The following is a 23,813-nucleotide window of genomic DNA, read 5'->3' on the forward strand; positions in this document are numbered from 1 at the left end:
TTGGGTAGATACATATGGAGGGATGTTGAATTGAACAAAAATTATATATACCTCATGGCTTTAATTGGCTCTATTATAGGGATTCTTGGATCAGTAAGCTGGATTTACTATGGGACATCCTTTATTGGCGGATGGATTGATGGCGACATACAGTCCACCCCTTTTCAGCTCTCTGATAAAGCGATGAAAACAGGTTTAATAATTGCATTCATACAAAGTATCATAACGATTTCCTTTTTCATCGTTACTTTAGTTAAATCAACACCAGAGAACCTGGAAAATGAGACTAGGCTGACTGGATTGTGGTTTTTATGGACAGGCATAGGAATTGCAGTTATTAATTTTTTTCACGTAATACCTTGTATTTTATTAATCCTAGCAGGAACTTATAGCATTAAAGAGACGAAAGAAACCGATGATCACACTACTGATCGTGAAATTGATACTAATGAGAATGGTCCTGGATACATCGAATCCTAAAAACGCCGCATTTATAAAACAGAACATCAGAAAGGTGGTTTATAATGGGTATTAAAGTCGAGTTAGGTAAAACAGGTTTATCTATTCATCCGGTTGGATTAGGAGCAAACAAGATTGGGGAAGAAAATAAAGAATCGAATACGGAATATGGCGGTAAAATTGTTTCTTCAGCAATTGAAAACGGCTTGAATTTTATTGATACTGCATTTATGTACGGTAAAGGACTTTCTGAAGAAATTATCGGAAAAACATTAAAAGAAAATAACTGGAGAAATAACGTTGTACTAGCAACAAAAGGAGCTCATAAGTACAACGGCGATCAGGTAATCACCGATAACTCACCCGAATTTTTAAAGCAAACGGTAGAAGATAGCCTCAAACGCCTGCAAACAGATGTTATCGACTTATTCTATATTCACTTTCCTGATGATAAGACACCTAAATATGAAGCTATCGGAGCATTAAATCGATTAAAGGAAGCCGGGAAAATCCGCTCGATTGGTGTTTCCAACTTTTCTATTGATCAGTTAAAGGAAGCAAATCAGGACGGTTATTTAGATGTTGTACAAGGGAACTATAACCTGCTTGACCGCACTGCAGAGAGTGAACTTTTCCCATACTTTTCGGAACAACAAATATCCTTTGTTCCATATTTCCCTTTAGCATCAGGTCTATTAGCAGGAAAGTATGCAAAAGATACGGTCCTTTCTGAATCACAAAAGAAACGACCTCAATTCCAGGGTGAAACATACATCCGTCATTTAGAAAAAGTTGAAAAAATCCGGGAGATTGCTGTGAAACACAATGTGGACGTTTCACATGTTGTACTGGCATTTTATTTATCCCGTGATCAGATTGATTCTGTTATTCCAGGAGCGAGAAATTCCAAACAAGTAGTAAATAATCTAAAAGCAGCAGATGTGAAACTTTCTTCAGAAGATATTCAAACGATCGATGAACTATATCCGCTGCATAAAAACTAGTATTGAACTTCAGTAAGCGGACTCTAGATCCATTATTTCAACAAAAAGTGGCCTTTTTAGTGGATAGGCTGGACACACAGGACCTTATTTAACATCCACCAAATAAAATAGGAGCATTTCTGCTAAATAAGGTCTCTGGTGTCCGTTAACACTTTAATATTGTTCGTTTTCTGTAAAATAGCGTACCTGATGTCCGCCAATGTAACTTCTCTTCAAATATTTTTAATCCCATTTAATATAATTCCAATGTTAATGCCGCCAAATCGCCCCCAAAATCGATAGTAGTTAAAAACGGGTTTACCAAGATATTATTATTTACCAAATGTATCGGGCATAAGTGCGGCAACGACTTCACCTTTTGCACAGCATAGTTCGCCTGCATAAACTTCCGTATGTATCTTGAACTTCTTGGGATGTATCTCTTCTACTTTACCAACTGCTTTCAGCGGAACATTCTGCGGCGTAGGTTTAACGAATTTCACCTCGAGTGATGCAGTTACAAAACGTGGTGGTTCTGCACCATCACCAGGTTCATGCCTATTCTTGCGGTGTAATGCCAATGATGCTGAGCCTGTCCCATGACAATCTATTAATGATGCAATTAACCCACCATATACAAATCCCGGAATTGCCATATGCTCAGGTCGTGGTATGTATACAGTGATCGTTTGAGCACCATCCCAGCCAGTCCGAAATTGATAACCCTTTTCATTTAATCTACCACAGCCATAGCAATGAGAAAAATCAGACGGATACTCATCTTGAATTGCGTTTTTTACTTCCTGCTTCATCTGTTTTACCCTCCCTTTCTACTAGTATAGCATGAATTATTTTATTAATATTTCTACTCAACTTTCGCATTATAGAAAAAGCTCAAACAGCTATCTTGTTAATCTCAGAACGTTTCATTGACAACATTGATAAAAGTTTTTTGTACACATAAGATATCAACTCCGAAGTAAACTGAAGGTAACCGATTCGTAGTATTTTGTGTAGTTCTCTAAACACGCAGTTGGAATATACTCGCTTTCCGTGGGCTCACCACGAGGCTCATCAGCCGCCCTAGGTGCGCGAAGTGTATTTCCGGAGTGGTATTATAGCACTCATACTTCTTAAAAAGTACTTCGCAGTATTGTATCAACTACGTACCGTTGATCCATAGTCAACTCAAGTAGTGTATCTTCAGCCTTTTATTCCTTCAAGTATATGCGTTCGTTCTACGCTGCGAAAGTTGAATTTTTATAATAAAATAATTTAAATTACACAAACTAAACCTCAGCAGATATGTTAAGGAGGTTTAAAGATGGAATCAGAAGGATCATCTCGTGATAAAATGGAGAAACGCATGGAAGAACATCAACAGCATAAAAAGCTGGCAGCATCAGAATTAGGCGACTTATTTGAAAATTACCTTGGAGATTCTCTGTTTAAATGTGTATTTGAGCACCATCTGCAAGTTGTAGAAGATGAGGAAATTAAGGATTTTATTGAGTTTGCTTTGGATATATCAACAAAACACCTGACTATGATTAAAGAGATATATACAAAGGAGAATATTCCTATTCCAGTTGGCTTTGGGGAACAAGATATTAGAAAAGAAGCACCACGGTTGTTTAGTGATATGTTTATGGTTTTTTATATTACGGAAATGACAAGAGCCGGGTTATTAACGTATGGTGGTGCGCTATCAAGTTCATCTAGACAAGATATCGTCGAATACTTTGATATGTGCATCCAGGACTCTTCTATAACTTACCAAAGAGGGATTGAGTTATTACTGGCAAAAGGGATGGATATACTGCCACCTAATATTCCTTACCCTTCAAAAGTCGACTTTATTGACAGGAAATCCTTTACTTCAGCTATAAACGCTAAGAACAGACCCTTATCTGCACAGGAAATTAAGCATCTGCAAGTTAATATTAACTCAAATTCACTAGGTAAATCCTTCATGCTTGGATTTAGCCAAGTTGCTTCTTCTGATAAATTAAGAAGATACTTCTATCAAGGTGCACAATTAGCCGATAAGCAAATTAAACAGCTGGGTTCCTTCCTTATAGAAGATAACTTGCCTTCTCCAAAACTCATGGACGCACACGTGACTGATTCTACCACACCACCATTTTCGGATAAATTAATGCTTTATCATACAACATTGTCTAATGGAATCGGAATACAATACTATGGACTGGCTGTTTCCAAAATTATGAGACATGATATCCATGCAAAACTTGCTACACTTACAGCAGGTATTGCCAAATACTCAAATGAAGGCATAAATATTACCATTAATAATGGCTGGTTAGAGGAACCTCCAACAGCTGCTGATCGTAAAAAGCTTTCCAAAATGTCCCCCGGAAACTCACCGAATAATTTCAGAAGTTAATTACAGTAAAATTTAGAAAGATTGGGATTCGTAAAAGGGACTCTTATAAAAACGTGTTTCACTTTTTAGAATCCCTTATACACAGCCTTAATGGTGATTGCCTTAATTGTTCTTGTGCAGATCTTAACCGTTAAAAAGCGCCTAAAGCCCTTTCTAGAAAGAGGCTTAAGACGCATTATTAATGAGTGGTAAATCACAACGGCATTCTTATGCCTCTCTTAATATCCGCCGCCAAATCCACGAACAAATCCACTTGCTCCGACGATTATTAGCAAGATAAAGAGTACAACAATTAACGCAAATCCATTATTACCACCATATCCATAACCCATTACAGTCATACCTCCTTTATGATTAGGATTACATTTATAGTATGACAGTTACCTTATTTTGTAAGGGCATGTATGGAGTTTTTAAGTTAAATGGTGCGATTACCCTATACTATTCCTGGTTAACTTGCCGAACAAACTCTTTCATCAACCCTGGCAGGTCTGGCCAAGCATGTCCTGAAATTAAGTTCCCATCAGTGTGCAGCGGCTCTTCAATATAAGTTGAGCCAGCAGCCTCCACTTCGGGTTTACAGGCAATATAAGCCGTCATCTCCCGACCTTGCAGATGCTCCCTGACCGTCGTTAACACGAGACTGGCATGACAGACTGCTGCAATCGGCTTTTCCGTCTCGAAAAAGTGACCCACGATAGCTGGCACATGCTCGTTTAAGCGAACATGCTCTGGGGCACGTCCACCAGGAATTATTAATGCATCATACTCTTCAGGATTGATTTCATCAAAACTGGCTGTTGCATCAATCATATAGCCTTCTTTCTCGGTGTATGTTTCCCAACCAATAAAGTCATGGACAACGGTATGGAGCTTTTTAGCCGAACCCGCTGCAATCGTTGTTTCGTAACCTTCCTCTAGACAGCGAAAATAAGGATAATAGATTTCTAACGACTCAACAGCATCACCGGCAATGATTAAAACTCTTTTTGACATTTAAATTCCTCCCAAATATAATTTATGACTTATTTAACTATATTCTACTACCAGAAGATTAATCCTTTAAAAATCTACCGTTCCGTTATTTTATTTTTCAGCTGACCAACCTTTTCTACTTCTATTTGAACGACATCCCCATCCTTCAAGAATTGTGGTGGGTCCATCGCCACACCGACACCATTTGGCGTTCCCGTCAGGATAATATCTCCCGGCTCCAATGTAACGAGATTAGAAATAAATTCAATTAGATACGGAATATTAAATATAAACTTATTTGTATTGGAAGATTGACGTTCCTCTCCATTCACAGTTGAACGAATCGATAAGTTACCAGGATCCCCTACTTCATCAGCTGTAACGACCCATGGGCCAACTGGAGTACTCTTATCCAGTGTTTTCCCCTGCAGCCACTGGGGGGTTCTTTTTTGCAGATCACGTGCAGATATATCATTGCCAATCGTGTAACCGGCAATGTAATCAAGGGCATCCTCTTTTTTGACTTGTGATGCTTCTTTTCCAATTACAACTGTCAGTTCAGCTTCATAATCGAGTTTTTCGGTAACATCCCTTTTCTCAATAGTATCTTCAGGTCCAATCAACGCGTTTGAAAATTTTGCAAAAAGAACAGGAAACTCAGGAACATCACTCTGCATTTCAACTGCATGCTCGGCATAATTCTTCCCTACACAAATAATTTTAGCTGGTGCGGGAATAGGTGTGGATAGTAATACCTCCTCGTACAATAGGCTGAATCCTTCCGTGCTATTCTTCTGAGCATACGTATACGCTTCTTTTGCTTTATCAATAGTTCTATTTCCTGCAGCAAAAAAGTGCGTTGGGTCAGAGGGAAGCACGTTTTCTATAGCATTACTAAGATCCTTATCCTGCCTTGAAAGAAGCACCTGACGATAGGCTTCCTGTAGGTCAATTACCTTCTCATCCAGCATAAACCCAACCCGTAATGCACTTGGTTTTCCTTTTAATTTATAGCTTACTAATCTCATCAACAACACCCCTTTTTAAAATTTTAATCCCATTTTTTGATCCTTTGAATAACTTTTTTATTGAAAACTGAAATTAGCGTTTCTTTTCCATCAGATGTCTTTTGTTTGTGCCATTCATTGTAACTCGCAACTGCAATCAATACGGACCCTGTAATGAGCAAATACATCCACCATGGAAGGTTTCCCCAGTATGGTCTGGTTTGCAGAAATACATTTAATAGCAGTACTCCTGTTCCAACAAAGAAAAAGGATTTCATTTGATAGGCCATACCACCAATAATGGATACAAGAGCGAGTGTCCCAACAATCAACGCGTCGTAAATCGTTGAACTTGCCATTCCATCCTGAATAAGAAGAAGGGAAACGATAATCAGGACTGCCCACTGAACATTGTTGATGAGAGTCTTTAAAGATTTATCCGCAACCTTTTTAAGCGAAATAACGAGAACGATCCACGGCAGAACATACAATTCCCTTTCTATCAGCTCCAGCAGCTCGCTATTAACTAATATCGTGTAATAGGGTTGCAGTAAATAAGCACAAGCAACAAATAGAATCCATTTCGGCGCTACAGAAGGAATACGATTATGCTGCAGCAACAAGCTTCCAACTAGCAACAGCCCTGGCAACAGCTTGGTCCATAAGTCTTCTGTCATCCAGAGATATAAACTGCCTGCTGCAATGAAGCCAACAAATGTATACCAATCAATACACAGCTGCTCTCCTTTTTCCTTTGCACCTTGAAAAACCAACTGATAAAACCGCCTTCCAACTAGCAAAGCAATTAGCGCAAATCCTGTCACCGTAACCTGCATTGTATACTCCCATTCCAGTTGCTCGAAGCTGTATAACAACAATCCTTGGAATAAAAGAAGAAGGGGGACTGCATTGAAAACATCCCATTTTTCCTTATGCAAAATCCATAACAGACCAATTCCATATATAATTGTTACAACGAACAACAGTAAGTCGAATGGGTTTACCGATATGAAAACCCTGATTCCGATTAGAGAGAAAGGTACTATATAAAAGGCAATTCTTCGCCCCAAGGATCTATTACTGAGATACCATCCCACAGCAAGCACACCGCTTGTTATTAAGAAGGCATAATGAACATGATTATCCAAATCCAACAAAAGCATTGCTAGGCTAACCGTCATCCATCCAGACGTGAAGCTGGCGTATAAAAAGGTGTTTACCCTCCATCCAACGTTTACCTTTAGAACACTTACACCATAGATTACAGCAGCCAAAAGAAAGGCCCAAAATGCTTTCTCACCATTAAACATGTACGTAACTAATAAGGAGAAAGGCAAATAAATATGCCCTATCCACCAAAAGCCTTTCACGAGTTTGCGGTCCTTGTTTCCGATAATTATTCCAGTACCTAAAACCAGAAGTGATCCAACAACAAATTGAAGCGATTGATACAGATCAGACTGGATAGTAAATTGCGTATGAACTGCATATAACACGGTAAAATAAAATAGTAACGAAACTCCACCGATCAGATAAGGCATGACGATCCACATTGTCTTTCTGTACAGCAAATAGGCCATTCCAACTCCACCAAGGACAATCAATGCACGAAAATTATCATCAAAGTCATATAAGAAAGTCCTCACCATTCCAATAGCGTAAAATCCTTGTGAAACATAGAATGAGCTGTCATAAAAGGACTTCTTTTTATTCCTTTTCCATAAAACACTTACAATCAGAATAATAATTCCTGCTATAACAAGATGCCCGGCATCCACAAAAAAGGCTGCATCGGAAAATTGAATCTTTGTAAAATACGCTACGGATGCCCATCCTATTGATAGTGCATGAATCCAAGATGCACTCGCAGTATCTTTAAAAATGGCTCGTTGTTCAAATCGGTCCATGAATAGTGCAGCTACAGCTAGCAGCACAAACATAGTACCTATCTGCCACAAGCTGACGATTCCTAAATTGAGCAGGATAGAAAGCACCATCACAACGACACCAATATCACGGGAGCTCTTTTTAATCGGTTGGAAAAAGCCAAGCTTCATGAAGCAACCGAAAACAATGTATAAGAAAAGACCTGCAATAAACATTGGCAGACCTATGTACGCATAACCAAACAGATCGCGGCCAAGTAAAACCACTTCATACAACCCAGCCGTAAAAAATACTGGACTTAGATAGGAAAACAGCGTCCGTTTTACCTTGTATGTTAAATATGCAAAATTCAAGGATATGATCAGATACGCAATCAGTAACACAAACGATGGCTCATTCATGTTCAAGAGTATTCCTTTAAAACTTATAAAAAGAAATGCACCAGCAGAAACGATTGCACTCGTATACTGGAATGCTTTATGCAGTGAACTGCTATCCTTTATAAAATTCGGCAGCACTACAAATACAATCCCAAGCAGTGCATATACAATAGCCCCAACCTCATTCAGTACGGAGAACTCAATCAATTGATAGGCACCATAAACTAACATCGCACTAAATACGATGTGATATTCCTTATGATTTGAAACAAATATCATGGAAAAATAGATAACCGCTGTAAGCATCAGGTTAAAGCTATAAAAAAGTTCGTTTTCATAAAATACAAGCATGAGCAAGGTAGATAATATTAAGCTCGCCTGAATGTAGCGGACAAATTCCTGTGTAAACAACGGAAAACGTCCCTGCTTATTTGCATAATGGTAACCTGCGATGAGCGCAGCATTAAATGCCATAATTCCTAAATAAAACCCGTCGACAGGCATTTCTAAAGTTGCTATAAGGAATCCGGCAAACACCGTAAAGGTTACAAAAGAAAACCACACAAATAAACGTGATGCTAACTTTATAGAGAGTAGTAAGTACACAGGCAGAATTACTAGGCTCCCAGCTGCTCCATATAGGTAGCGTCCCTCACCTGAAAAAGAAAAGTAAGGGCCAAACAATTCAAAATAGCCAGCAGACAATATGACAATCGGCAGAAACAAACTACCAAGCACATGAAATGCAAATGCAGTCTTTTCAATTTTTACGACACGTGTTGTAAAATACGCCAAACCAAAAAACAGTAAAGATACAAGACCAATTAGCCCCGTTTTCTTCCAGTCCGTCAACGTATCCCAAGTGCTTGTAGCAAGAACCAGTCCTCCAATCAGCAGTAAAACCACCCCAAGAATTAGAGACCACGTAATATTCCGGTCACGAATTTCCTGTGAGGACAATACTTTTTTAACCTTTTTTGGCTTCGGTACTTTTGGTTCTGACTGCTTTTTAACCTTTTCCGCGTTCTGTTCCGATAGCTGTTGCTTGTTCTCCTGATCCGTATAATACTGACTATGGGCTTGCAAAACATCCAAATATGTATCTTTATCTATGTATTGTTTCTCATCCAGCTTCTTCAGCTCTTCTTCTACAATCTTCTGCCGCTGTTGGGATTGCATATGGTTCAAGATATCACCTCTATCTATTATCGGGAATGGGCTGCGAAGGGTAAAAGGACTTCTAGTAATGAAAAACCCCCTGCAACGTGCTTTATTTTATCAAAATATTTAAAACATTATTATACCATATCTTAGTGCTTGGCTGTCATAATTATCCACGTTTGTATGTGGATCCTCATTCCGCTAAAGGGGCAAAAACCTGCTCAAACAGGGGTGAAGTGAATCCTCGTTCCGTTAAATAGACAAAATCAATCGAATAGGAGGTTTAAAAAGACAAATAACGGAACGAGGATCCTAAAGCAGGTCCAAAGTGAGGGTTTTGGAGGAAATAACGGAATGAGGATTCATCTGGTCTTCAAATCAAGGGCTCGAGTAGAAAAATATACGAAGTAAATCCATACTATTTGTAAATGTGCTAGGCTTGTTAATTTCCACTTAGTCAAAGCAAAATCCGAACTATCATTCAAAATTCTTGAAACAGAATTTGAATTAGTTCGGATTTTTTTGTTGCTAGCTAGATATAAACTGCGACATAGTGTTCTATGACGCCGCTCTGGAAATACACTTCGCTTTCCGCGGGAACGCTTCAGCTTCCTCGGAAGCAAAATTGCTTCCTGCGGGATCTTCAGCTGTTGCTTTTCCCGCGGGAGTCTCCATGTATTTCCTCCGCTAGGATTGTTTTCACCTTAATCTTCTTAGCCATAAGGAACACTACAGCCTCTAATCAAGAAAGTCTCTTCAGTGGAGGCAGAATACGTAGACCCCTCGAAAATAAAAACCAATTTTCTTCGTGCGATGTAATGCTGCCGAGGCTTTCCTTGTCCTATGGGAAGAGCACGTTCCGAAGACCCCGGAAGAAGCAACTAAATGAAGGCCGACTAAAACCGTCCTTTGCGGACAACGTCGGCATACCCCTTGCCGGGGCTGAGATCGTGCCCATGGAAAGCGAAGTATTCTGCCGGAACGAATTTAAGCGCTTAACCATCATTAGAACCAGTGAAAACTTCACTAGTTCGCAGTTTATATCAACTACGTATTAGATCCAATGATATAGATGGAAAGATCTATATGCTGAAACCTCTTTTCAATGTGTCCAGTAACTGAACCAGTAAGTTTTTTACCTTAATGTTTTTCATTTGTCCAAACACGATCAAAGTTCGAGTTTTGCGGAAACTTCTCTCCAGCCTTTAACTCAACTCTTTTCGGATCAGCAACATTGCTGCCTGTCTCCCCAATTTCTCTATACACACCATTGTTCGGTGCTTTTTGCCCAAAACGAAAATGACTGTATTCACCCATCTCAATCACTCCTTATCCTTATTTGTTCTTATTATGGCTGACTGCAAAGTAGTTCATTCGGAAAAAATAGATAGTATATTTATGTAAATCAATCAAAGTATAATTAGGAATATGAAAAATTACGTAACAGGTAGAATGATACAGATAAGTGAGGATGAAAAACAGTATGAATCAGAACACACAGCAAACAAAACCAGTAATCTTACTCAATATCGATTCATTGATGCCAAGACCACTGGAAATAGCTATCCAAACCGGCCGTGCCCCAGCCTTACAATATCTGATGGAGAACGGCAGCTATCTATCCAATATGGTCAGTTCATTTCCTACAATGTCGGTAACGATTGATAGCACCCTTCTGACAGGAACATATGCGGATAAACATCACATACCTGGCTTAAACTGGTTTGACAACTCCCAGCAAGAGGTGATTAATTACGGTACCGGTTTCCGGGAAACGTTTAGATTAGGGATGCGGCGTTCCATCCATAACATGCTCTACAATTTGAATAATGTGCATTTGAGTGATGAAGTTACGACAATCTATGAGGAATTGGCTAAATCAGGAACTCCTTCAGCTTCCATTAATGCATTTGTCTATCGTGGAAATACACCGAAGCGGTTACACACTCCCAAGTTACTTAGCACATTAACCCACTTCGAAAACGGCGCATGGACAACCGAAGCTACATCTATATTCTCGTTAGGATCTTTCTCCAAACTGCGTCCACGAAGTATCGCAACACAAATAGCTGCAGGAAACTATAAGTATACCGCTCGGGAACTACAATACTTAATTCGCAAGAACAGACTACCAGGTTTCACCTTTTGTATATTCCAGGATATGGATGCCCGCATTCATTTTAGAGGACCAATGGATTTAAAAGGGATTGCCAAGATTGATCGTGAAATCCAAAAAACATTAAATTTATATTCAAGCTGGGAAGAAGCTCTTAACCAAAATATATGGATGGTTATGGGAGATAACGGTCATGCACCAATGGGTTCCAAGTACCGCAGCTTTATAATTGACTTACGCAAAATACTAAAAAAATATCGTATAGCCCGGATTCAACGCCACGTCCACAAAAAAGATCAGCTCGTTTTTTGTGTAAACCAGCGTATGGCTTATGTTTATATACTTGATAAAAACCTTTCGCAACCCGCTATTGTCGAACGTTTAAAAAGTGATAACCGAATCGATATCATTGCCTGGAAAAATGAAGATAACATTCACATCGAATCAGGTATGAGAAGCGGATCATTAAATTATAGTCCAGATGGGGCATATATGGATATGTATGAACAAACATGGAGCATTGATGGAGAACTAGAGCTACTGGATTTGACTGTATCCGATGACAAAAAGTTAATCTATGGTGATTATCCGGATGCACTAGCAAGATTATCCAGTGCATTACATTCCCATTCTGGGCGTTTTATTGTGGTTAACGCAAAACCGGGCTGTGAATTTAAAGCCCAGTCCACACCATTCCATCTCGGTGGTGCAGCACATGGCTCATTGCATAAACAAGAATCACTTGTACCGTTGTTAATTGCAGGAACCACTGCTAAACCAAAATTTCGGCGATTTGTAGATATGAAAGAATTTATACTTCAGTTGGCTTCCCAACAACACAAGGATTAATAAATACGGGCGTTACCGATTAATCGAGGTTAAGCACTAAACGTACTGATTACACAAAATTTATAAAAATAATAGCAGTAATAAGCACTAGAGCAATAATTGAAACATACAAGAGCGAATACTTACGTGAAATATTTGCTTTTTGCAGATCCTGCCAATTATTTGGTTTAATACCACTTAGCCAAAACACGATAACAGCTGAGAGCATGATAGAATTAACATTTACCATTAACAGAATGAACGGAATAAGAGCCTCTTCCCATCTGGCCGCTCCAAGGTTCATACCTAATACAACAGCTGGGGGTACTAAAGCAACTGAAACCATAACACCAACAAGAGCCCCCTCATTTCTTTTAATAAAAGAAAGCGCCCCTGCAGCACCAGAAGCTAAGGCAGCAATCACATCAATGATTTGAATTATTGTCCTGGAAATAAACTCATCACTATTTACCGGCGCATTAAAGAGAAAACTGAACACACCCGCAACTAGTACCGGAACGCCCAACCCAAATAACGATGTCAATATAGACCGGCGCAGTAACTTAAAATCACCTAATACAGAAGCAAACGATACAGCAGTAACAGGACCAATAATCGGTGCAATCACCATAGCACCGATCACAACAGCAGGACTACTCTTTATAACACCCACCGTCGCAACAAATGCTGAAAAAATAATAAACCACATGTAGCTGACACTCATATGGCTTGCTCCGGTAATGGTCGTGAATAATTCGTGCCGGCTTGCTCGCTGCAAATCTTTCTCTTCTTCTTGAGGTTCCTTTTTTTCCCTGGGAAGATACGTTTGAACAGGCAGCAGCATAACTTGATAAGTATCGTCCTCACTGGGTAGCTTCTCCAAATAATTAAGTATTTCTTCAACATCATTTGTCTCCACAAGAATCCGAGTCAGTTTCTGCTCCTTAAATTTTTCAGAAACCCAATACGAAACAACAGAGAAATTATCCTCAATATCTTCAATATCTAAAAAGTCCTGTGGTGCATAAATTTCAAGCAATTGTAATTTCATCGTTAATTCGTCTCCTATTTTTAGAAAACTTGGCTTATCGTCAAGCCCTATGGCAAAAGCCTTAGTTGCACTTATGCAGTAAGAAAGTAGGAAATGCTTTCTTAACTGCGAAAGAAGAATACTACGCCTTATTGTTACCCTGTTCGCTCTTCTTCATGACGAAAAACGATCAAAAAAATAACCCTTCCTGTTTAGAAGGGTCTTGATTTAATATTCTCCAATTATCTTCAGTACATCCTCTACTAATGACGGATCTACAGCCTTATCGAAGTCTACTTCCCCTTTAATTGCACCATTTTCTTTATACATATCGTATTGTTTCTTGATATCTTCAATGAACATACGGCCATTTGGATTCAAGCCTGTAACGGCGACCTTGTTCCATATGGCTGGATCCTTAAGCGCTGTATGGTTTGTCATAATGTTGATGATCTCTTCCTTTTCACCTTCACCTTTGACAAATACATCATTATAATCACGAACACCTTCCAAATAACCTGCCATAAATCGTAATGCAACATCACGGCGCTCATTAAGGAATTTTGGCGATCCTAAAACCATCGCAATTTGAGCTTTTGGTGCAAAGTCAGTAACATCACCAAATTTCACATGTAAGTTCTCCTCAATTCCCTGCGTAATCAAGGGTTCTATTTGCAGGGCTGCAGCGATTTGGTCATTACCCATCGCAGACATCATGTTACCGAAGTCGGACATTAATGTGAACTCCACATCATCCCTTGTTAAGCCGGCATGCTCCAGCATTTTCCCGTAAATATAATCATCAACTGCATTTTTTGTAGAAACCGCAACTCGCTTTCCTTTTAAATCTTTATAATCCTTAATTTCATCTTGCAGGTCTTTTCGGAGAACAAAGGTGAAATAAGAATCACCCATCACATTATGACCTTTATCAGCAATCATGCGGACATCAATACCTTGTGCAATGGAGTTGAAAAATGATGCTGACGATATACCACCAGCCACATCAATTTTTCCTGCTGCTAGTGCCGGCAGCATTTCGTCACTATTACCAAATTTAACGAATTCAACATTTATATTGTATTGCTCAAAATAACCTCTTTCTTTTGCGATATAAAAACCTGCACCAGAAGCTGAACCATCCTCAGCAATTGTTACCGTGACAGGCTCTTCAAGTGGTTCAAGCTCCCCTTCTGAACTAGTATCTTCAGTCGTACTTTCTTGCTCCTTCGTTTGATCCGTTGAATTCTGGTCATCTTGCGTGTCTTCTTTTGGTTTCGTCTCTGAACTAGCACAACCTGCTAAGGCAAGCGTAACAATTAGGAAAAAGACACCAATTATCTTTAACCATTTTCCCCTCATGATTAATCAACCTTTCTGTTCTTTAGTTTTACGATCATTTTGTACTTCTGTTTGTAGATGCTTCCATATATCAACGAACTGCTCTGCCATTTCCGGATTCGAGCGAACATCCTCAATCGTTCTTGGACGTGGTAAATCTATCTTCTTTTCACTCAAAATCTGTCCCGGTTGAGAGCTCATTAGTAATACTTTGTCGCCTAATAATAGCGCTTCATCAATGCTATGTGTAATGAATAATACGGTTTTCTTTGTTTCTGCCCAGATGGCTAGCAGCTCTTCCTGGAGTATAAACTTATTTTGTTCATCCAATGCTGCAAACGGTTCATCCATTAATAATATTTCCGGGTCGTTTGCAAAAGCCCGAGCAATACTTACCCGCTGCTTCATTCCGCCCGATAATTCTTTTGGGAACAACTTTGCAAACTGCTTTAATCCTACCTTTTCCAAATAGTAGTCCGTCTTCTCTTTCACTAGTTTCTTTGGAAGGTGGCGCATCTTTAATCCAAAGGCAACATTTTCTTCAACTGTCTGCCATGGAATTACGCCACGTTCCTGAAATACCATTGATTGGAGAGGTTTCGCATCGTCTGACTGGTGAATTTTAAATGTTCCTGTGCTCGGTTTTTCCAATCCGGCTAACATTCTTAGTAAAGTTGTTTTCCCACATCCACTTGGCCCCAGCAAACAGACAAATTCACCGTCTCCAATAGTAAGTGATATATCCTTTAACGCTGTTACACTTTCATTTCGTTTATAAAATACTTTTGTTAGCTGGTTAATTGTAATCTTACTCGGCTGTACCATTGTCAGAGTTACCCTCCTTACTGTTTAGTTGGCTATCTCCACGGAATCAATTTACTTTGCAGTCCCCTTAGCAGTAAGGAGAAGAAGTAGCCAAAGAAGGAAATGAGCACAAGACCTACATACATTTCGGTTAATAAAAAGGCCTTATAATTTACCCAAATCAGATAACCAATCCCGCTATTTGCTGCAACCATTTCAGCAGCCACAATCGTTAATAATGCAATCGCCTGCCCCATTTGAATTCCCTCCAGCATGACTGGTAAAGATCCGGGCAATGCAATTTTAAAGAAAAAGTCTTTCGCACTTGCACCGTAGTTCCGGGCGACATCGATATAAATCCGATCAATATTTGTTACCCCTGCAGCTGTGTTAATTACAACAGGAAAAAAGACACTTATTGCAATGATCAACATTTTAGAAAACTCACCAATCCCAAAAATAATTAAAATAATTGGTAACATTGCCAGTGTTGGAATTGGCATTAATGCCATAACTAAAGGTGAGAAGAAATGTCGGATCGGTGAATACATTCCCATTAACAACCCGAGAGCAATAGCTGGGGCTACCCCAAGCACAAATCCCGAAAAGATACGATACAAACTAATTTTAACGTGCATGAATAACTCGCCGCTTGTTCCCATAGATACTAAAGTTGTCAGTATTTCGGTAGGTGGAGGGAAAAAGCGCGGATCCATAACACTTGTTCGTGATAAAATTTCCCATAGAATTAAAATAAATATAGGAGATGAGATTGTTAATAAACTCTTCAACCTTTGATTACGCTGCCTTTTTTGCCACTCAGCACGCTCAAGCGAAACAGCTGAATGATTGTTTCCCATATCCTCACCACCTCTCATGCACTATGCTATGCATCCGCCCAGAAAGTGGTGATGAATTAGACAGACCATTTTGCTTAAAACCCTTCCTATATCACGTTCTTCTACATATATTGATTGTGGGAAAACAAAAAGCGAGGTGATAAATCAAAATGGCGAAATATAATATTACCCAAGATTATATCGACTACGGGGATTCAAGGTCAGGTGAAGAACTTCATAACGTGGAATATATCGTCAGTCACGATACAGGGAACCCTGGTTCGACAGCCTATAACAATCGGAATTATTTTGACCGTATTCAGCCTTTAGCTTCTGCCCATACCTTTATTGATGATAATTATATTTTGGAAATAATCCCACTTGAGGAAAAGGCGTGGCATGTTAGATCAAATACTCCAAAAGATAATACACTTTACGGTGAAGACGCTAATGATGCTGCCATTGGTGTTGAGTTGGCTTATGGAAGTAACATTGATTTTCAGGAGGCTTATAACCGCTATGTTTGGTATCATGCCTATTTAGTAGATAAATATGGACTTAACCCTGACACAGATATTGTTGCCCATAGCACGCTCGATCCCCAACGTCGTACAGATCCGCAAAATGCTTTGCATCAACATGGTATCTCATGGGGGGAATTTATCCAGGATGTAAAAGAAGTTTATCAAACTGAGTTCTCAGGCAGTGGGGATACAGTTGAACCTGCTGAACCTGAAGTAAAAGGGACATCCGTGGAATTACCATTAGATATTGGTGATGAGGGCCAATTTGTGAAGGAAATTCAACAGGATTTAATTCAAGCAGGGTTCCCTTTACCGGTCTTTGGAGCAGACGGAATCTATGGTGAAGAAACCCAGCGTGCCGTCATGCGGTTCCAAAGCGCTTATGGACTACAAGTTGATGGGTTGGTAGGACCTAATACACTCGCCAAATTAAAAGAAGTCCTTGGATCCAGTTCTCCAGCTATAGATTTTCCATTACCAGATAAAGTATTGTCACAAGGAACAGAAGGGGAGGCTGTTAAACAAGTTCAACGTGCATTAAAAGAAATTAATTTTAATCCCGGTGTAATCGATGGTATTTATGGACCAAATACGCAGGATGCTGTCCGCCGATTCCAGTCGATGTACGCAGCACTCGCTAATGACGGAATCTATGGGCCTAATACAAGAAAATATATCCGCATGGAACTCAATGACTAACCCTTAAAAAAATAAGGTGGTTCAATAGCCCGCATTTACCGCGAGCATTTGAACCACCTTTTCACTTATCCTAAGATTGCACGATCACTTTCAAATTGTTCTCCTCTAATTCGCTTGAATTCATGTAATAACTTTTCGATTGTCAGTTTCTGTTTTTCTTCCCCTTTTACATCCAAAATGATTTGACCCTTATCCATCATAATCAGACGATTCCCTAGATCTAATGCTTGTTGCATGTTATGAGTGACCATTAATGTAGTTAAATTGAATTTATCCACTACATCTTTTGTTAGATTTTTAATTAACTCTGCACGGGATGGGTCAAGTGCAGCAGTATGCTCATCTAGCATAAGAATATTTGGCTCGGTAAACGTAGCCATTAACAGCGATAATGCTTGTCGTTCTCCCCCAGAAAGTAATCCTACCTTTGCTGTCAGACGATCTTCCAGGCCTAAATTGAGTGTTTTTAAGTAGTCACGAAACAATTCTTTTCGCTTTTTGGTTACCCCAATGCGAAGTGTGCGTTTTTTATCACGTGCGTAGGCCATGGCTAAGTTTTCTTCAATTGTCATGGTTGGGGCTGTACCTGCCATCGGATCCTGAAAAACCCTTCCAATTAATTTTGACCGTTTATATTCTGGTAAACCGGTCACTTTTTTATTCCCAATAGTAACAAATCCTACATCTGGAATTAGTGTCCCGGAAATGACATTCATCAGGGTTGATTTTCCGGCTCCATTACTACCGATAACAGTAACAAATTCACCCTTATCCATTGTTAAATTCACCTGCTGCAACGCCTTTTTTTCATCAGGTGTATTTTCATTAAATGTTAAGGAAATATCATGAAGATCTAACATACTAAGCCCCCTCCGCCGTGGAACTGTTTAGTTCTTTTCGTTTTTGCCGGCGCCGCTTTTTTTCTTTTTGTGCCTTCATTATTTTTGGTGTAATTAACGCAGCAACAACAAGTAGTGCGGTTATTAATTTCATATCACCCGTTTCTAAAAACTCAACACGTAAAGCAAGTGTTACCACAATACGATAAATAATTGCACCACCGATTACGGCAATCGTTGTAATGGCGATTGTTCGTTTTCCAAATAGGGCTTCCCCAATAATGACCGAGGCAAGACCAGTAATAATCATCCCAATTCCAAGACCAACATCGGCAAAACCGCCGTATTGGGCAACTAATGCGCCGGACAAGGCAACAAATGCGTTGGAAACACCAAGACCCAGAATGATTAATGTATCGGTGTTAGCCGATAAACTTCGGATCATTTTTTGATTATCCCCAGTAGCTCTGATCGCCAGTCCAACCTCTGTTTTAAGAAAATAGTCGGTCAATAGCTTAATTAGAATACTGACGAATATCATGAAAATAAGAATAGCCCATGTACTGGGAACTTGCGCTAAACCTATCGTTTTCATCAGACCATTGAGCGCTTGATCAAAACCCGTTCCTTTCCAAAATCCTTCAACCTGTGTAAAAAGGGTTGTTTCATTGAGAAGGGATAAATTTGGACGACCCATTATCCGTAAATTAATAGAATAAAGTGCAATCATCATGATAATACCTGATAATAATGGATTTATTTTTCCCTTTGTATGAAGAACACCTGTTATACTGCCTGCTACAAATCCGGCTATTGTACCCAGAATCGTAGCTGTTACAGGATCTGTTCCATTTATAATTGAAATGGCAGCGACAGCACCGCCCGTTACAAAACTTCCATCTACTGTTAAATCCGGAAAATCCAAAATACGAAAAGATAGGTATACACCAAGCGCCATTATCGCGTATATTATTCCTGATTCAACTGCTCCAAACATTGATATAAACACAAGATGTCCTCCCTCTACAGCAAAGGATACAATTGGCCCCTCTAAGAAAGGGGCCAAATTCCTATCTCTTTATTCAGGCTCAACGAACTGAGCTTTTTCATCCCACTCTTCGTTCCACTCGATGCCTTGTTCCTCTGCTGCTTCTTTATTTATAAACAGTTGCATTTCTGCTGGGTATTCTACCGGAATATCAGCAGTTGTCTTTTCGCCTGTTAATACTTCTACCGCCATTTCACCTGCACGAGTACCAATTGTATGATAGTCGATTCCGTATGTGGCAAAACCACCTTTTTTGAGTGAGTTTGGTTCACCAACAATCAATGGAATATCCTGATCATTTGCTACACCAACGACACTATCTAATGCCGATACAACTGTGTTATCCGTAATAATATACATAACATCGACTTCACCTACAAGTGTTGTCGCTGCCTGTTGTACCTCAGCAGATGTTGAAACAGTACGCTCAGCTACACTCAAGCTTGAACCTTCAATTTCTGCCTTCACCGCTTCTATCTGAGATACAGAGTTTTGCTCACCAGCGTTGTAAATAAGCCCAACCTTTGAACCCTCAAAGTACGTATCGATAAAATTTACCGTGTTCTTAATCGCATCCGGGTGAAGGTCAAGTACCCCCGTGATATTTTCTCCGGGTTGATCCATCCCATCTACTAGACCTGCTCCCACTGCATCCGTAACAGATGTAAAAATAATCGGAATGTCCTGTGTCGCCTGCAATGCACTTTGGGCACTCGGTGTTGAATTTGCAAAGATTAAATCAACATTATCTGCCACAAAGTTCTGTGCTATAAGACTTGCATTGTTTTGATCATTCTGTGCGTTCTGCAGATCAAACTCTACATCCAAACCCGCTTCTTCAACCGCTTGTTTAAATCCATTGTAAGCAGCATCCAATGATGGATGTTCAACAATTTGAGTAGCCCCTATTGTATAGGACTGCTTTTCCTCTTCCTGATCAGCATTTTGATCTGTTGCTTCTCCTGATCCTGAAGTTTGCTCACCTTCAGCATCTTCACTGGTTCCACAAGCAGCCAATGTTAGTAAGCTAATCAAAGCTATAATTAGAAAAGTTAGCCATTTTTTCTTCATTTTTTTACCCCCTGGATTATTCACTTTTTAGAAATATTCAAAAGATTTATGCCATATTATATCACAGAACAAATTGAATAACACTGTTTTTATACATAAATCCTTATAAATATAAATAATGCAAGCGTAAAGGTCATTAAATTAGTATTTTAATGAATATTTATTCGTTAGAACATGTTGGTAATAAAAAAATATGAACCCTTCTCCGTATTCTGAAGGATTCATTATATATATACTACTTAACTACTTATAGTGTTCTTTTAATCTGTCTTAACCTCTTGCTACTCTACATCGACCAGGTATACTCTATCATTAAACCCTCCACGTTGTTCTGCTTTTTTCTCGCGGATCTTCTCAACATCTTCTATCGTGCTACCATGCACATTTGTCAATGCGTGCATTAATTCCAGTAGATCAGCTAACTCTTCTAACGCATCTGCGTCATTTTCAGCAGCTAAGTATTCCTGCAGTTCCTCTTTAGTCTTCTTTCTAAGTTCATTTATATAATCTTCATCAGAAAGCGTTGCAGTATTTGCCTTCTTTCCCGTTATTGCGATGATTCCCGGTATTTTGTCTCGTATTAGCTTGTTGTATGTTGGCATTTGACACTCTCATTTCGTTTGGTTTATTTAAAGCTATTCTAAATTACAGTTACTATAATTACTTCAATTATAACAAGATAGTATTCTAGATTCATTAGAAATTTAATAGGTTATTAAAATAAACATAAAAATGCCTAGTAACAAATGTTACTAAGCATTTTGCAGATAGCTCCTATCTATTTACAACAGCAATGGTTGCAATTAATTTAGTTAAAATTGTACGCTCCACCTACCATTCAGCCTTCCACATTATTTATAATCTTCTTCATCCTTTAAAAAATCATCGTAATGCTCCATTTCCTTATAACGTTGCTGTTGGCGATAACCGTACATAATATTTCGTACAACCTTATCACTTTCAAGTCCTGAGCCGATTGCGCCTACTACAGTTGCAACAGAGGTAACAAGCCACGTCAAATGAAAATAATATTTATAACTGACTTCTCCTTCCAGTCCTACTGTTTCGGCAAATACTTCTGGTGGCACAAAAAAGGCTACCGCAACCAGAAACAGTATAAAGAGCATTGTATAGTATACCAATACAGCAATCCCCAGGGTTATTACTGTAGCTGTATTATATAGCAGCCTTAATTTCCTGTGACTTTTCTTAGTTGGCTTCTCCCATAAATTATGTGCAAAAATTACCCAAATAATCATACCTAGTATAGCTCCCAGCATTAAAACGATGAAACGTGTAGATCCGTAAGCCACGCTGAGATTCCAAAGGGAGGGAAATACTAGTCCATAAGCGCCAGTGGCAAATGCTATGGCGACTACACGTTTAAATGCAGGAATAATTGTCCAGGGTCTGTTCGCATGAGCCATCCCAAAGAGTAATCTTTGCCGTCCATTAACTCTAGGAACAACAATAAAGCGTACATCAGCCTTTTCTATCCTATCAGGCGGATTGACTTTACGAATTGGAGAAAAAGCGGAATCACTTCGTAATAAACGCAAATTATTTATGGCTGCACTATCTATATCCTTATTTAAAACCTTACCATGACCGTTCACTCGATAATATAATTCACTAACCATTTGAATGATTGCTTTTTCCACACGTTTACCAACTGGCAAAATTCCGAAAGCTGGAATAGAAATTTGAGCTACTCCTTCTTTATCATTAACATCACCTAGTACGACATCTTTCCCCGAAAAGATAGGAAGATCTGTCAGGCATACAGCGTAATCCCAATTATGTTCCTGTTTTAAATCAGCTGCTCTATTAATAATCTCGTCCACTTTTTCGGCAGCGCCTGTTAGTGGATCACGAACTATTTCAACCTCCCACGAGAGGTCTTTATCAATATGGCCGGAGAATGCATCCGGCAATTTGTCCACTAATTTATAAGCAATCGATTCTGGTAGTTCCGGAGCTGGGATTATTCCTACAGTCATTTTTTTCATATCAAGAACCTCCCCTGCTGCTATGTACATACGTTATTTTCGACTATTTTCCTTATAATACCCGTTTTATACTAATCCAAACAAAGAAGCTTAAACAGAGTAACAGTTCCTTCATATCCCTTGGAAACCACAAAGAATCTGCCAAACCCTCGCAAGTTCGGCAGATTCTATATGCCTATTAAAATTTAATTATTTACCGGATGTTTATACACATATTCCGGATAATCGGTAATAATCCCGTCGACACCAAGATTGATTAACTTATCAGCTTCTTTCTGCGCCCGTACCGTGTAAGGATAAATCTCCATACCTTCTTCATGTACACTTGTCACAAGCTCATCTGTAACTATATTCAAATTAGGATTAAAATAATCGGCATAGGTTGCGAAGTTGGCTAACTGCTCCTCGGTTACTCCATCCCAAGTCATACCGGCTAGTACGCCATGAGGAACATTCGGTAAAAGTTCCTTGGATACTTGCATGGATTCATGATTGAATGATTGGATAATGATTTTCTCGTTTTGAGGATGTTGCATATTACGTTCGATTAAGACATCTGCAACTTTTTCTTCAATACCAGGATATAACTCCGGTGACTTCAGTTCGATCAAAATCCCTATTTTCCCACGATATGCATCGATGACTTCTTCAAATGTAGGAATCTGTTCATTCGCAAATTCTTTCCCGAACCAGCTTCCTGCATCCAGTGCTTGAATTTCTTCAAGCGATAAATCCCCGACAAAACCTCTGCCATCAGTAGTACGGTTTACTGTTATATCATGGATTACAACCAATTCTTCATCCTCCGTCATTTGAACATCAATTTCGATGTAACCTGCCTTCATATCAACTGCCTTTTCAAATGCGGCCATCGTATTTTCAGGTGCATGGGCAGAAGCACCACGGTGTGCAACATTTGCAACCTCTTGCTGTTTGGAAGGAGTATCCTCCATCGCATAAGCTGATGCACCGAACGCGTTCAAAAAAACTGTTCCGATCAAAAAAGTAGAAAAAATAAGTCTCATTAATAATCCTCTCCCTTATCGTTTATTTGTCTGTCATCTATCATTTTAAAGAGAGATTATTAATTTCGAATGAATGCAAAAATAATTTTTTGCAAAGAAAACCACGAGATTAGTAGCATGACAAAAGTCACTAAAAACATAATACGAAGCACTATCCACCTAACCTTCTCACTAATCCAACTGATTTTCATACTCTTGTTTAAAATTCAATATGTACAGTTTCTGGTTTTTCAATAATATCTTTGTTTACATCAAGAATTTCGCTTGTTGATAGTTTAAAAGATTTGATAGCCTCAATATTCGTTTCGTCAACAATAAACCCCATCGTTCCTGTCTTCTCTTGCCCAGGATCAAATTCTCCGTTTAGATGTTCCAGATAAA

At 39.1% G+C, this 23,813-nt stretch carries 22 protein-coding genes and 1 pseudogene; 6 read left to right on the top strand and 17 right to left on the bottom strand.

The features are described 5' to 3' along the window. Window positions 1–30 precede the first annotated feature (30 nt). A complete protein-coding gene (locus ACTWQM_RS04830) occupies window positions 31–480 on the top strand; it encodes a hypothetical protein (protein WP_443257021.1) in 450 nt (149 codons plus the stop codon). 44 nt (window positions 481–524) lie between these two features. After that, the gene (locus ACTWQM_RS04835; RefSeq protein ID WP_443257022.1) at window positions 525–1,463 is read left to right on the top strand and encodes an aldo/keto reductase; all 939 of its coding nucleotides are present in this window, start codon (window positions 525–527) and stop codon (window positions 1,461–1,463) included. Window positions 1,464–1,774: 311 nt separating this feature from the next. Here ACTWQM_RS04835 and ACTWQM_RS04840 read toward each other — a convergent pair whose 3' ends face one another. Next, window positions 1,775–2,254: a PaaI family thioesterase gene (locus tag ACTWQM_RS04840; RefSeq protein ID WP_443257023.1), complete on the bottom strand. Its 480-nt coding sequence runs from the start codon at window positions 2,252–2,254 to the stop codon at window positions 1,775–1,777. A gap of 512 nt (window positions 2,255–2,766) precedes the next feature. On the opposite strand from ACTWQM_RS04840, the gene ACTWQM_RS04845 reads away from it, so the two are divergent. Further along, a complete protein-coding gene (locus tag ACTWQM_RS04845; protein WP_443257024.1) occupies window positions 2,767–3,849 on the top strand; it encodes a DUF3231 family protein in 1,083 nt (360 codons plus the stop codon). Between the two features lie 218 nt (window positions 3,850–4,067). Here ACTWQM_RS04845 and ACTWQM_RS04850 read toward each other — a convergent pair whose 3' ends face one another. The 5 genes from ACTWQM_RS04850 to ACTWQM_RS04870 all read right to left on the bottom strand — a co-directional run bounded on the left by ACTWQM_RS04850 (window position 4,068) and on the right by ACTWQM_RS04870 (window position 10,576). Next, entirely contained in the window at window positions 4,068–4,181 is a 114-nt protein-coding gene (locus tag ACTWQM_RS04850) for a YjcZ family sporulation protein (RefSeq protein ID WP_443257025.1), read from the bottom strand. Between the two features lie 109 nt (window positions 4,182–4,290). Continuing rightward, complete coding sequence (locus ACTWQM_RS04855; RefSeq protein WP_443257026.1) at window positions 4,291–4,845, bottom strand: DJ-1/PfpI family protein; 555 nt, start codon at window positions 4,843–4,845, stop codon at window positions 4,291–4,293. A gap of 74 nt (window positions 4,846–4,919) precedes the next feature. After that, window positions 4,920–5,852 (bottom strand): fumarylacetoacetate hydrolase family protein, encoded by a 933-nt coding sequence (locus ACTWQM_RS04860; RefSeq protein WP_443257027.1) that lies wholly within the window; start codon window positions 5,850–5,852, stop codon window positions 4,920–4,922. A 23-nt stretch (window positions 5,853–5,875) separates the two neighbouring features. Then, complete coding sequence (locus ACTWQM_RS04865) at window positions 5,876–9,286, bottom strand: hypothetical protein (RefSeq protein WP_443257028.1); 3,411 nt, start codon at window positions 9,284–9,286, stop codon at window positions 5,876–5,878. Window positions 9,287–10,399: 1,113 nt separating this feature from the next. Then, the gene (locus ACTWQM_RS04870; protein WP_443257029.1) at window positions 10,400–10,576 is read right to left on the bottom strand and encodes a YjzC family protein; all 177 of its coding nucleotides are present in this window, start codon (window positions 10,574–10,576) and stop codon (window positions 10,400–10,402) included. Between the two features lie 166 nt (window positions 10,577–10,742). Between ACTWQM_RS04870 and ACTWQM_RS04875 the strand changes: the two genes are divergently transcribed. After that, window positions 10,743–12,224, top strand: a complete 1,482-nt coding sequence (locus ACTWQM_RS04875; protein WP_443257030.1) for an alkaline phosphatase family protein — start codon at window positions 10,743–10,745, stop codon at window positions 12,222–12,224. 49 nt (window positions 12,225–12,273) lie between these two features. Here ACTWQM_RS04875 and ACTWQM_RS04880 read toward each other — a convergent pair whose 3' ends face one another. From ACTWQM_RS04880 to ACTWQM_RS04895, 4 genes are all read right to left on the bottom strand, one after another. Next, complete coding sequence (locus ACTWQM_RS04880) at window positions 12,274–13,254, bottom strand: TIGR00341 family protein (RefSeq protein ID WP_443257031.1); 981 nt, start codon at window positions 13,252–13,254, stop codon at window positions 12,274–12,276. A 207-nt stretch (window positions 13,255–13,461) separates the two neighbouring features. Further along, the gene (locus ACTWQM_RS04885; RefSeq protein ID WP_443257032.1) at window positions 13,462–14,595 is read right to left on the bottom strand and encodes an ABC transporter substrate-binding protein; all 1,134 of its coding nucleotides are present in this window, start codon (window positions 14,593–14,595) and stop codon (window positions 13,462–13,464) included. Between the two features lie 6 nt (window positions 14,596–14,601). Next, on the bottom strand, window positions 14,602–15,399 hold the full coding sequence (locus tag ACTWQM_RS04890) for an ABC transporter ATP-binding protein (RefSeq protein ID WP_443257033.1): 798 nt from the start codon (window positions 15,397–15,399) through the stop codon (window positions 14,602–14,604). A gap of 32 nt (window positions 15,400–15,431) precedes the next feature. Beyond that, on the bottom strand, window positions 15,432–16,238 hold the full coding sequence (locus tag ACTWQM_RS04895) for an ABC transporter permease (RefSeq protein ID WP_443257034.1): 807 nt from the start codon (window positions 16,236–16,238) through the stop codon (window positions 15,432–15,434). Between the two features lie 149 nt (window positions 16,239–16,387). On the opposite strand from ACTWQM_RS04895, the pseudogene ACTWQM_RS04900 reads away from it, so the two are divergent. Together ACTWQM_RS04900 and ACTWQM_RS04905 are read left to right on the top strand one after the other, a co-directional pair. Continuing rightward, window positions 16,388–16,903, top strand: a pseudogene (locus tag ACTWQM_RS04900) (peptidoglycan recognition protein family protein); the annotation flags it as partial. Window positions 16,904–17,008: 105 nt separating this feature from the next. Then, window positions 17,009–17,440 carry a peptidoglycan-binding domain-containing protein gene (locus ACTWQM_RS04905; protein WP_443257093.1) on the top strand — a complete coding sequence of 144 codons (432 nt, stop codon included), beginning with the start codon at window positions 17,009–17,011 and terminating at the stop codon, window positions 17,438–17,440. A gap of 65 nt (window positions 17,441–17,505) precedes the next feature. Here ACTWQM_RS04905 and ACTWQM_RS04910 read toward each other — a convergent pair whose 3' ends face one another. The 7 genes from ACTWQM_RS04910 to ACTWQM_RS04940 form a co-directional block, all read right to left on the bottom strand. Next, window positions 17,506–18,300, bottom strand: a complete 795-nt coding sequence (locus ACTWQM_RS04910; RefSeq protein ID WP_443257035.1) for an ABC transporter ATP-binding protein — start codon at window positions 18,298–18,300, stop codon at window positions 17,506–17,508. A 1-nt stretch (window position 18,301) separates the two neighbouring features. Continuing rightward, window positions 18,302–19,288 carry an ABC transporter permease gene (locus ACTWQM_RS04915; protein WP_443257036.1) on the bottom strand — a complete coding sequence of 329 codons (987 nt, stop codon included), beginning with the start codon at window positions 19,286–19,288 and terminating at the stop codon, window positions 18,302–18,304. Window positions 19,289–19,357: 69 nt separating this feature from the next. Further along, entirely contained in the window at window positions 19,358–20,398 is a 1,041-nt protein-coding gene (locus ACTWQM_RS04920; protein WP_443257037.1) for an ABC transporter substrate binding protein, read from the bottom strand. Window positions 20,399–20,679: 281 nt separating this feature from the next. Beyond that, window positions 20,680–21,000 carry a nucleoside triphosphate pyrophosphohydrolase gene (locus ACTWQM_RS04925; protein WP_443257038.1) on the bottom strand — a complete coding sequence of 107 codons (321 nt, stop codon included), beginning with the start codon at window positions 20,998–21,000 and terminating at the stop codon, window positions 20,680–20,682. 249 nt (window positions 21,001–21,249) lie between these two features. Further along, window positions 21,250–22,407 carry a hypothetical protein gene (locus ACTWQM_RS04930; RefSeq protein ID WP_443257039.1) on the bottom strand — a complete coding sequence of 386 codons (1,158 nt, stop codon included), beginning with the start codon at window positions 22,405–22,407 and terminating at the stop codon, window positions 21,250–21,252. Between the two features lie 185 nt (window positions 22,408–22,592). Continuing rightward, window positions 22,593–23,432, bottom strand: coding sequence for a glycerophosphodiester phosphodiesterase (locus ACTWQM_RS04935; protein ID WP_443257040.1), 840 nt, complete (start codon window positions 23,430–23,432; stop codon window positions 22,593–22,595). A 199-nt stretch (window positions 23,433–23,631) separates the two neighbouring features. After that, the gene (locus ACTWQM_RS04940; protein WP_443257041.1) at window positions 23,632–23,757 is read right to left on the bottom strand and encodes a hypothetical protein; all 126 of its coding nucleotides are present in this window, start codon (window positions 23,755–23,757) and stop codon (window positions 23,632–23,634) included. Window positions 23,758–23,813 lie beyond the last annotated feature (56 nt).

Source organism: Virgibacillus sp. L01 (genome assembly GCF_052246775.1).
In the GTDB taxonomy this organism is placed as follows: domain Bacteria; phylum Bacillota; class Bacilli; order Bacillales; family Amphibacillaceae; genus Lentibacillus.

Excerpts from the sequence above, each read along its gene's own strand:
- ACTWQM_RS04835 (WP_443257022.1), top strand. The coding sequence starts at position 525 with ATGGGTATTAAAGTCGAGTTAGGTAAAACAGGTTTATCTATTCATCCG.
- ACTWQM_RS04840 (WP_443257023.1), bottom strand. The coding sequence starts at position 2,254 with ATGAAGCAGGAAGTAAAAAACGCAATTCAAGATGAGTATCCGTCTGAT.
- ACTWQM_RS04845 (WP_443257024.1), top strand. The coding sequence starts at position 2,767 with ATGGAATCAGAAGGATCATCTCGTGATAAAATGGAGAAACGCATGGAA.
- ACTWQM_RS04850 (WP_443257025.1), bottom strand. The coding sequence starts at position 4,181 with ATGGGTTATGGATATGGTGGTAATAATGGATTTGCGTTAATTGTTGTA.
- ACTWQM_RS04855 (WP_443257026.1), bottom strand. The coding sequence starts at position 4,845 with ATGTCAAAAAGAGTTTTAATCATTGCCGGTGATGCTGTTGAGTCGTTA.
- ACTWQM_RS04860 (WP_443257027.1), bottom strand. The coding sequence starts at position 5,852 with ATGAGATTAGTAAGCTATAAATTAAAAGGAAAACCAAGTGCATTACGG.
- ACTWQM_RS04870 (WP_443257029.1), bottom strand. The coding sequence starts at position 10,576 with ATGGGTGAATACAGTCATTTTCGTTTTGGGCAAAAAGCACCGAACAAT.
- ACTWQM_RS04875 (WP_443257030.1), top strand. The coding sequence starts at position 10,743 with ATGAATCAGAACACACAGCAAACAAAACCAGTAATCTTACTCAATATC.
- ACTWQM_RS04880 (WP_443257031.1), bottom strand. The coding sequence starts at position 13,254 with ATGAAATTACAATTGCTTGAAATTTATGCACCACAGGACTTTTTAGAT.
- ACTWQM_RS04885 (WP_443257032.1), bottom strand. The coding sequence starts at position 14,595 with ATGAGGGGAAAATGGTTAAAGATAATTGGTGTCTTTTTCCTAATTGTT.
- ACTWQM_RS04890 (WP_443257033.1), bottom strand. The coding sequence starts at position 15,399 with ATGGTACAGCCGAGTAAGATTACAATTAACCAGCTAACAAAAGTATTT.
- ACTWQM_RS04895 (WP_443257034.1), bottom strand. The coding sequence starts at position 16,238 with ATGGGAAACAATCATTCAGCTGTTTCGCTTGAGCGTGCTGAGTGGCAA.
- ACTWQM_RS04910 (WP_443257035.1), bottom strand. The coding sequence starts at position 18,300 with ATGTTAGATCTTCATGATATTTCCTTAACATTTAATGAAAATACACCT.
- ACTWQM_RS04920 (WP_443257037.1), bottom strand. The coding sequence starts at position 20,398 with ATGAAGAAAAAATGGCTAACTTTTCTAATTATAGCTTTGATTAGCTTA.
- ACTWQM_RS04925 (WP_443257038.1), bottom strand. The coding sequence starts at position 21,000 with ATGCCAACATACAACAAGCTAATACGAGACAAAATACCGGGAATCATC.
- ACTWQM_RS04930 (WP_443257039.1), bottom strand. The coding sequence starts at position 22,407 with ATGAAAAAAATGACTGTAGGAATAATCCCAGCTCCGGAACTACCAGAA.
- ACTWQM_RS04935 (WP_443257040.1), bottom strand. The coding sequence starts at position 23,432 with ATGAGACTTATTTTTTCTACTTTTTTGATCGGAACAGTTTTTTTGAAC.
- ACTWQM_RS04940 (WP_443257041.1), bottom strand. The coding sequence starts at position 23,757 with ATGGGGTTTATTGTTGACGAAACGAATATTGAGGCTATCAAATCTTTT.